Raw genomic sequence first — 6,933 nt, 5'->3', positions numbered from 1 at the left:
TCCACTCCTGTATCTTAGATGTGGTTATTGTGCCATGTATCTTCATGTTCATCTTTACTTCTTCAACACCTGCATAGCCAATAACATTATCTTGAATAATGTTTAGACTGTAGTCTTCGTTGCCACCATTCTTCATGTAAAAAGAAATAAACCCATTCTCATTATTATAGGGGTTAATCTTTTCCAACTTTATAACTCCGAATATAGATTTTTGTAGGATTCCCATTCTTTGAATTTTCCTTTACATGTTACTAAAATACTGTCAACGTGAACAAACATATTGCCATTGTATTCGGGTTGTCTCTTGTCTTTAAAGCGAATGATATCTGTTCCATGGCCTCGCTCTCGCTGTCGGCGTCGAGTCGGACCGTGAGGTCGCCGTCGGCCGCGCGGTCCATCGTCGCGCTGTAGTCGTCGGCCGTCGCCTCGAGGTGCTGGTTCAGCCATTCGACCTCCTCGCGGCGCTTCTCGACCTCCGCCTTCGCCTCCTCGACATCTTGGATCTCGGCTTTCTGCTCGGCGACGAGGTCGAGCTGGCGCTGCGCCTCCTCGCGCGACTTCTCGATGGAGTACCAGTTGACCATGAGCGCCAGCGCCAGCGCCGTGATGAACAGGGCGTGGATCCCGCCCCAGACGACCGGATTGGCGATCGCGGCCGGGTGGTTGTACACGAGGCTGGAGTCGATGAGGCTGAACGCGCCGTGACCGACCGCGACGTACCCCATTCCGACGGCGAACGGAAGCCAGTCCTCGTACAGCGCGAGGACGGCGACGAACACGAAGAAGTGGAGATGCGCTTCGATGTAGCCGCCGGAGAACTTCACCAGCGCCATCGACACCGTCATCGCGCTGAACGCCGCGAGCACCGTCCGCTGGCGGCGACCGAGCCGCGACCAGTTCGCCAGCGCGCCGGTACCGAGGATGATCGCGGTGAAGCCGCCGAGCATCCACGCCGGCGTCGCGGGAATCTCCGCGCCGGTGACGGAGTCGGTTCCGCTGTACAGACCCAACGCGATCAACAGCGGTACCTGTCCCGCGATCGCGATCAGGACGTTTCGGTGGCGGCCGCTCCACATCTCCTCGGGCATCGACGTGCCGTCCGGGACGTACCGGATGCTCTCACGGAGCGCGTGTCCTACTCCGGCCGATCCCGACGTGTCCGTCGCAGATCCGGTCGCTGGGTCGGTCATGGTGGCCGATCGTCGTACCAGCTATAAGAGTACGCTCTCTGAATATCACGACTGATACATCCGACTGACGCTCGAGCGGACGTGTGAGGCGATCCCCGTTCTCCCCGGAGAAAGGGGGAACTGCAGTGCGGTCCGTCGGACCGGACCGATGTCGGCACACCGGTTTCGAGGGCGGCTCCGAGGACGATCACGGGCGGAATCCCCGGCGAGCGACCGGTCTCATTGAACGCGATACAGTCACACAAAAAATACATTCTTGTTATTATGAAAATAATTTATGTAGTGTTACGGAGTACGCCGGGTTAAGGTGATGATACAACCATCATGTGGCTGAACCAGATACGTGACGTCGATAAAGACCTCCTTAACCAGCTCAGCGGCTTCACGGGAATGGGCTGGACCGCCTCGGTGCTGGGATATCTGAGCACCGTGATGGGTTACGGGAACGGTCTCGTGAGCAGACTCGTCGCCGAGCCGCAGTCGCTGCTGTACGTCGGCGGCAGCTTCTTTCTTCTCACGCTCGGACTCGACCGACTGCAGAGTAGAGCCGCGGGCGAGCGGAGCAGCGAGGAAGGCGGGGGCGAGTAACGCCCTGCGCTCGCCGACCTGAGGGCGGGGGAGGGAGACGCGCGCTCGGCGATCCGCACGCCGTCCGGGGCCAGGGGCCGACCGCGACGATCCCGTCCCGGTCGTCGCGGTTCCATCGGCCGAGCCGACGCGTTTTATACCTCTCCGGACCGCGGTACGGCCGTGACGCTCGATCCGATCCACGTCGAGAACATCGCGCGGCTCGCGTACGGGATCGCGAGCGACGTGGACACGACCGACCACGACGACCTCGCGGGGCGGGTGTGGCGCGACTGGCTCCCCGAGCTCCGCCGCGACGGCCGCGTCGTGATCGAGCCCGTCGGCGACCACGAGCGCCGGCTGGCCCCCGTCGACGACGCCGCCCTCGCCGAGCGCCCGTTCGAGACGGTTCACGGCCTCGACTCCGGCACGATCAACCCGACGACGTTCAAGAACGGACTCGTCGTCGACGTGGCGCACGCCGCGATGGCGAGCGACCCGACGGACCTGGCGCTCCACCGCGACCGCACCATCGTCGCGACCGTCCACGCCGGCGACTCCACCGCCGACTTCGACGACGACTGGCGGAAGCGCGACGACGGCCACACGCGCCAGCGCGTGCTCCACGCGCCGCGGGTGAACCGGTACGCGGAGGGGGTCGTCCACGCGCTCGCCCTCTACCTCGCCGAGGGGACCCACGCGCTCGACCACGCCGACGCGGTCGACGAGCTGCTCGTCCTCGACGGGCCGATCTACCCGAAGGAGCTGTTCACCTGGAACGACCGCAACCCCGAACTCGGCGCGCTCGCCCGCGAGGCGAAGCCCCGCGCGGTCGTCGAGAAGTACGTCCGGCTGGTCGAGCGGTTCGTGGAGCGCGACGTGCCGCTCGCCGGCTTCGTGAAGAACCCCTCCAGCGGCGCGATCGTCCGGGCGCTGGCCCGGAAGGGCGTCGAGCCGCCGTGGCCCGACGACACCGCGCTGTTCACGCGGCTGCTGGAGCGGCGGGAGGCGGGGAGTCGAGCGGGCGGAGCCGACGGCGGCGACGCGGCCGGCAGCGCCCGCGGCGACCGCCTCGACGACGCGCTCACGTTCACCACATGGTTCCACAGCCGCGGGGGGGCCGACGCGACGATGGCCGCCGACGGCGACGCGCTCGGGATCGACCGCGAGCTCGACCCCGAGCTGTACGAGCCCACGTTCACGATCGTGTACGACCCCCGGACCGACGTGACCTACAAGCTGGAGGCGCCGTACGCGTTCACCCGCGACGCGGAGACGCGCGACCGGCTCACCCGGCAGCTGCTCGCCGAGGTGGCGACGACTCGGGGACCGCCCGAGGCGGTCGCGAAGGCCGACGAGCTGGCGCGGATCGCCGCCACGGAGAAGGCCGCGCTCCGCCGGAAGTTCGAGGAGCGCTTCGACAGTGACCAGCAGTCGACCTACGACGACCTGCGGTGGGGCAAGGCGAGATTCTAACCACCCACCGACGCGGTCGGCGCGTGCCTGTGAGCGCCCGGCGGGCGCGAACAGCACGCGCGAGGGAGGTGGCGGGCCGGCGCGGGCGGAGCCGCGCCGGCCCGTCCGCCGAGGCTGGGGCGGCGTGAGGCTGCGGTCGCGGTGCGGGGCGGGACTCAAAGGGACAGTCGCGAGGACGAAGCCCGGCGACGCAAGTACCGCAGGGAGTGAGCAAAGCGAACTACCGAGGAACGCAGCGAGCCGCGCGAGTCGTCGCGACTGGGGCTTTGGAGGTGTTCAGCGTCGATCCGGCATCGACTATTTATAAGCGAGCGGCTTGGACTTCGGGAGCGGTCTCGTCAGCGTCACATACGTCTCACAGCGACTGCGCGAGCAACACCACGTAGATGACGGCGTTGTACACGCCGTGCGCGAGCCCGGGCACCAGCACGTTCCCCGTGCGCTCGTAGAGGACGCCGAGCACCGCGCCGAGCACGACGACGACGGCGACGTAAGCCCACTGCTCGCCCGCCGTCCCGGCAACCGAGGGGAGATGGACCAGCCCGAACGCGAGACTCGCGAGCAGGATCGCCGGCGCGGCGTCGAACGCGCGGCGGAGCCCGCCTTGCACGACCCCGCGGAACAGCGCCTCCTCGACCGGGCCGACGACCAGCAGCGACACGGCGACCATGACGAGGTAGTACGTCACCGGGTCGCCGTCGGGCACGACGGCCTGGTTCTGCCCGGTCGTGAGGCCGATCTCGCCCAAGACGAACAGCGCGCCGTACTGGAACGCGAACAGCGTCACGCCGCCGCCGAGGACGAGTCCGGCGTCCCGGAGCGTCGGTCGGGAGACGGGGACGAGCCCCCACTGGTCGGTGATCGCGAGGTACCCCACGACCGCGGCCAGGAACCCGCCGAACTGCAGCAGGGTTCGGAGCACCTGTAACCCGGTCGTTCCGTCCGCCACGAGGCCGAGCGAGACGGCGAACCCGGAGACGGGCGCGGTCACCGCGCTGGCGACGAACAGCGCGAGGACGACCGCGAACGCCGCGCTGGCGACGCGAAGGATCCGGTTCACCGGCTCGGACGGCGTCTCGCTCATCGTGGGCCGTACGGCTCGCGGCGGTTTATCAGCACCGGAAGGCGACGGGTTCGCGCCGGGACCCGCGTGCGGCCGCTCGTCGCGTCAGGACCCCTCGACCCGCAGTTCGCGCTTGTCGGCCACGGCGTCCGCCTCGGGGAAGTCGCCGCCGCCGAGGAGCCCGCGCGCCGCCTTCTTCCCCCACTCGACCGCCGGCTGGGTGAACGTCGAGACGCTCGCGAGCTCGCCGTACAGCACGCAGGCGGCCTCCATGGCGTACAGCAGTTCCCCCAGACTCCGCTCGTCGACGCGGTCGATCTCGACGCGCAGGTTCGGCACGCCCGCGGCCGCGAGGCTCGCCTCGGTCGCCTCGAACTCGGCGTCTAACAGCTCCCCGAGCGACGAGCCGCCGAGGTACGCGAGCCCGTCGAGGTCGGTCTCGGGGATCGGCGTCTCGGCGCGCTCGGTCGGGCGGATCAGCGAGACGAGCTTGTCCGGCGGGCCGGCGCGGTACAACTGGAGCTGGGAGTGCTGGTCGGTCGCGCCGAGCGCCCGCGCGGGGGTCTGGCCGAGCCCGTCCTTCCCGAGGCTCTCGGCCCACAGCTGCGCGAACCACTCCGCGAACGTCTCCAGCGACTCCGCGTACGGCATCACGGCGTTCGTGAGCGCGCCGCGTTCCGCGAGCGCGTACGTCGCCGCGCCGTAGGCGTACGCGGGCGACTCGAACAGCGACCCCGACAGGTCGGCCCTCCCGTCGCGGCCGCCCGCCAGCACGGCCTCGACGTCGTGGCCCTGCAGCGCCGGCACCGCGAGCCCGACCGTCGACAGCGCGGAGAAGCGCCCCGGCACCCCGTCCGGCACGTCCAGCGCGGGGAGGTCGTGGTCGTCGGCGAGCGCGCGGAGGTTCCCCTCCTCGCCGGTGGTCACGAGGGTGCGCTCGGCCCAGTCGACGCCCGCTTCCTCCATCGCCTCGCGGACGACGAGGAAGTTCGCGAGCGTCTCCGCGGTCGTCCCGGACTTCGAGACGACGTTGACGACGGTGTCTGCCAGCGGGAGCCCGTCGAGGAGCGCGTCGACCGCGTCGGGGTCGACGTTGTCGAGGAAGTACGCGTCAACGTCGCTCTCGAGGGCGTTCGCGAGCGTCGCCGCGCCCAGCGCGCTCCCGCCGATCCCGACCGTCAGGACGGCCTCGGGGCGGTCGAAACGGTCGGTCGCCGCCCGGATCGCGTCCGCGTCGGTCGTCTCGGGGAGGTTCAGGGCGGCGTAGCCGAACTCGTCGTCGGCCATGCCGGCGCCGATCCGGTCGTGCGCGTCCGCCACGCGCTCGTCGAGGCGCTCCAGCGTCTCGTCGGTGAGTCCGGGCGTCGTCTCCAGTGCGTTGCCGAGGTCGACGTTCATACCCCATCACGCGGGCGAGCGCGGCTTAAAACCGGCCGGTGTGCCGTCCGCGTCCGTCCGGCGCGGAGCGGCGTTCGCGACGGTCCGCTCAGTCGGCCGGGATCACCGACTCGCTGTCGTCGAGGGCTGGGCGACCGAACCAGTGGTCGAACGAGAGCGGGCCGGAGCCGAGCGTGAAGACGGCCGACGCCATTCCGAACAGCGCCACGTGGGCGAGGACGGGGTCGTCCGGGAGGCCGAACAGCGTCGTCGTGAACAGCACGAACGAGAGCGCGGCCGCGCCGCGGGTGAAGAACCCGGCGATCAGCGCGAGCCCCACGGCGATCTCGGTCATCCCGGCGCCGACGACCCACAGGCCGGGATCGACGGGGACGACAGACGTGAGGTCGTACTTCTCGACGACGAGCAGCGCCCTGCCGGGGTCGGCGAGCTTCTCGATCAGCCCGAGGTAGACGAACGTCACGCCCATCCCGACCCGGAGGACCGTCGGCACGTACCGACGCAGCGGGGCCGTCGACGCGTCGAGGAACGACTTCAGGTGGTGGACGGGGTCGATCCGGCCGTAGTACGACTCGGGCGTGCTCGCGACCGCGAGCAGCATGTCGTCGGCGCTCGGTCGGCCGCCCCCGAGGATCACGAGCGCGACCAACACCGGGACGTACTCCATCGCGAGGACGACGGCGGGGTCGACCGCGAGGAGGACCCACGCGAACGTCAGCAGCCCGACCGTCGCGGCGATCCGCGTCGCGAGCCCGAACAGGACGAAGAAGCCGAGGCCGATGAACAGTACCCGAAGGAACGGGCTCGCGCCGGGGTCGAACGCGAGCGTCGGCGCGAACAGGTACCCCTGGAAGCCGGCGCCCACGAGCGGGAGGCCGACGGCGAGCCGCAGCATCCACGGGACGAGGTCGCCGTAGCCGGCGAGCTTCTCGCGGAGGACGACGACGTCGACGATCGTGGGTCGGATCCAGAGGTAGACGGCGAGCCCGGCGACCCCGAGGAGGCCGGAGCCCGCGAACAGCGTCGCGTTGAACGGCTCCGATAAGACCTCGACGGTGAACGCCACCGCGTCGAGCGGGTCGCCCGAGTCCTCGGTGACGTAATCGACGTGGGCCGCGGCCGGTCGCGCGGCGAGCGTCGCGAACAGGGCGAACGCGGCGACGGCGACCGATCTGGAGCGAGCGGACATGCGTTTCCTACGAGCCGCACGCACCTAACGGTGTTTCCTCATGGACGTTC

General features: G+C 68.9%; 6 protein-coding genes and 1 pseudogene. 2 read left to right on the top strand and 5 right to left on the bottom strand.

Features of this window, described 5'->3' with window-relative positions; genetic code table 11:
• The coding region (locus R6U01_RS04935) for a hypothetical protein (protein WP_410285346.1) at nucleotides 1-226 on the bottom strand (226 nt) is incomplete at its 3' end.
• 88 nt (nucleotides 227-314) lie between these two features.
• Nucleotides 315-1,190, bottom strand: a pseudogene (locus tag R6U01_RS04930) (methyl-accepting chemotaxis protein); the annotation flags it as partial.
• A gap of 324 nt (nucleotides 1,191-1,514) precedes the next feature.
• On the opposite strand from R6U01_RS04930, the gene R6U01_RS04925 reads away from it, so the two are divergent.
• Both R6U01_RS04925 and R6U01_RS04920 read left to right on the top strand, forming a co-directional pair.
• Nucleotides 1,515-1,778: a hypothetical protein gene (locus tag R6U01_RS04925; RefSeq protein WP_410285345.1), complete on the top strand. Its 264-nt coding sequence runs from the start codon at nucleotides 1,515-1,517 to the stop codon at nucleotides 1,776-1,778.
• Nucleotides 1,779-1,940: 162 nt separating this feature from the next.
• The gene (locus R6U01_RS04920) at nucleotides 1,941-3,233 is read left to right on the top strand and encodes a DNA double-strand break repair nuclease NurA (RefSeq protein WP_410285344.1); all 1,293 of its coding nucleotides are present in this window, start codon (nucleotides 1,941-1,943) and stop codon (nucleotides 3,231-3,233) included.
• A 355-nt stretch (nucleotides 3,234-3,588) separates the two neighbouring features.
• On the opposite strand, the gene R6U01_RS04915 is transcribed toward R6U01_RS04920, so the two are convergent.
• The 3 genes from R6U01_RS04915 to R6U01_RS04905 form a co-directional block, all read right to left on the bottom strand.
• Nucleotides 3,589-4,317, bottom strand: coding sequence for a CPBP family intramembrane glutamic endopeptidase (locus R6U01_RS04915; RefSeq protein WP_410285343.1), 729 nt, complete (start codon nucleotides 4,315-4,317; stop codon nucleotides 3,589-3,591).
• Between the two features lie 84 nt (nucleotides 4,318-4,401).
• Nucleotides 4,402-5,694, bottom strand: a complete 1,293-nt coding sequence (locus tag R6U01_RS04910; protein ID WP_410285342.1) for a glucose-6-phosphate isomerase — start codon at nucleotides 5,692-5,694, stop codon at nucleotides 4,402-4,404.
• Between the two features lie 88 nt (nucleotides 5,695-5,782).
• Complete coding sequence (locus tag R6U01_RS04905) at nucleotides 5,783-6,883, bottom strand: DoxX family protein (RefSeq protein WP_410285341.1); 1,101 nt, start codon at nucleotides 6,881-6,883, stop codon at nucleotides 5,783-5,785.
• Nucleotides 6,884-6,933: the final 50 nt, after the last annotated feature.

The sequence above is a fragment of the Halorubrum sp. genome (genome assembly GCF_046498025.1).
Classification (GTDB): Archaea; Halobacteriota; Halobacteria; order Halobacteriales; family Haloferacaceae; genus Halorubrum.
Note: the sequence above shows the minus strand (reverse complement) of the source record. Positions and strands in the feature narration are given on the sequence as shown.